The sequence below is a fragment of the Streptomyces sp. NPDC059398 genome (genome assembly GCF_042751845.1).
Lineage (GTDB): Bacteria > Actinomycetota > Actinomycetes > Streptomycetales > Streptomycetaceae > Streptomyces.
In genome coordinates, this window is the sequence record NZ_JBHYWP010000040.1 from 61248 (window position 1) to 63532 (window position 2285).

The following is a 2285-nucleotide window of genomic DNA, read 5'->3' on the forward strand; positions in this document are numbered from 1 at the left end:
CTGTGTCTTCGGTATGCCGGCCCCAGTGCACTCGCCCTTTGTGGGTGGGGTGATGGGTGGTTGGTCGTTGTTTGAGAACTGCACAGTGGACGCGAGCATCTGTGGCCAAGTTTTTAAGGGCGCACGGTGGATGCCTTGGCACCAGGAACCGATGAAGGACGTGGGAGGCCACGATAGTCCCCGGGGAGCCGTCAACCAGGCTTTGATCCGGGGGTTTCCGAATGGGGAAACCCGGCAGTCGTCATGGGCTGTCACCCATGCCTGAACACATAGGGCATGTGGAGGGAACGAGGGGAAGTGAAACATCTCAGTACCCTCAGGAAGAGAAAACAACCGTGATTCCGGGAGTAGTGGCGAGCGAAACTGGATGAGGCCAAACCGTATGTGTGTGATACCCGGCAGGGGTTGCGCATGCGGGGTTGTGGGGTTGCACTTCAATAGTCTGCCGGCTGTTGGGCGAGTCAGAAACCGTTGGTGTAGGCGAAGGACATGCGAAAGGTCCGGCGTAGAGGGTAAGACCCCCGTAGCTGAAACATTGACGGCTTGCTTGTGTGATTCCCAAGTAGCACGGGGCCCGAGAAATCCCGTGTGAATCTGGCGGGACCACCCGCTAAGCCTAAATATTCCCTGGTGACCGATAGCGGATAGTACCGTGAGGGAATGGTGAAAAGTACCGCGGGAGCGGAGTGAAATAGTACCTGAAACCGTGTGCCTACAAGCCGTGGGAGCGTCGCTCATGTTCTTCGGAATGTGGGTCGTGACTGCGTGCCTTTTGAAGAATGAGCCTGCGAGTTAGCGGTGTGTAGCGAGGTTAACCCGTGTGGGGAAGCCGTAGCGAAAGCGAGTCCTAAGAGGGCGTTTGAGTTGCACGCTCTAGACCCGAAGCGGAGTGATCTAGCCATGGGCAGGTTGAAGCGGCTGTAAGAGGTCGTGGAGGACCGAACCCACCAGGGTTGAAAACCTGGGGGATGACCTGTGGTTAGGGGTGAAAGGCCAATCAAACTCCGTGATAGCTGGTTCTCCCCGAAATGCATTTAGGTGCAGCGTCGTGTGTTTCTTGCCGGAGGTAGAGCACTGGATAGGCGATGGGCCCTACCGGGTTACTGACCTTAGCCAAACTCCGAATGCCGGTAAGTGAGAGCGCGGCAGTGAGACTGTGGGGGATAAGCTCCATGGTCGAGAGGGAAACAGCCCAGAGCATCGACTAAGGCCCCTAAGCGTACGCTAAGTGGGAAAGGATGTGGAGTCGCAGAGACAACCAGGAGGTTGGCTTAGAAGCAGCCATCCTTGAAAGAGTGCGTAATAGCTCACTGGTCAAGTGATTCCGCGCCGACAATGTAGCGGGGCTCAAGCGTACCGCCGAAGTCGTGTCATTCCAGCACATACCCCCAACGGGGGCTGGGATGGGTAGGGGAGCGTCGTGTGCCGGGTGAAGCAGCCGTGGAAGCGAGTTGTGGACGGTTCACGAGTGAGAATGCAGGCATGAGTAGCGATACACACGTGAGAAACGTGTGCGCCGATTGACTAAGGGTTCCTGGGTCAAGCTGATCTGCCCAGGGTAAGTCGGGACCTAAGGCGAGGCCGACAGGCGTAGTCGATGGACAACCGGTTGATATTCCGGTACCCGCTTTGAAACGCCCAGTACTGAGCCCATTAATGCTAAGGCCGTGAAGCCGCCCTGATCTCTTCGGAGTTGAGGGGAGTGGTGGAGCCGCTGAACCAAGGTGGTAGTAGGTAAGCGATGGGGTGACGCAGGAAGGTAGTCCAGCCCGGGCGGTGGTTGTCCCGGGGTAAGGGTGTAGCCCGTCATCTAGGTAAATCCGGATGACGTTAAGGGTGAGACCTGATGCCGAGCCGATTGTGGTGAAGTGGATGATCCTATGCTGTCGAGAAAAGCCTCTAGCGAGTTTCATGGCGGCCCGTACCCTAAACCGACTCAGGTGGTCAGGTAGAGAATACTGAGGCGTTCGGGTGAACTATGGTTAAGGAACTCGGCAAAATGCCCCCGTAACTTCGGGAGAAGGGGGGCCACACCTGGTGATGGGCTTTACGCCTTGAGCTGGGGGTGGCCGCAGAGACCAGCGAGAAGCGACTGTTTACTAAAAACACAGGTCCGTGCGAAGCCGTAAGGCGATGTATACGGACTGACGCCTGCCCGGTGCTGGAACGTTAAGGGGACCGGTTAGTCATTCTTCGGGGTGGCGAAGCTGAGAACTTAAGCGCCAGTAAACGGCGGTGGTAACTATAACCATCCTAAGGTAGCGAAATTCCTTGTCGGGTAAGTT

General features: G+C 56.8%; 1 rRNA gene. It reads left to right on the forward strand.

Going from position 1 to position 2285, the window contains the following annotated elements:
- Positions 1-103 precede the first annotated feature (103 nt).
- Positions 104-2285, forward strand: a 23S ribosomal RNA gene (locus tag ACFXBC_RS16830); the annotation flags it as partial.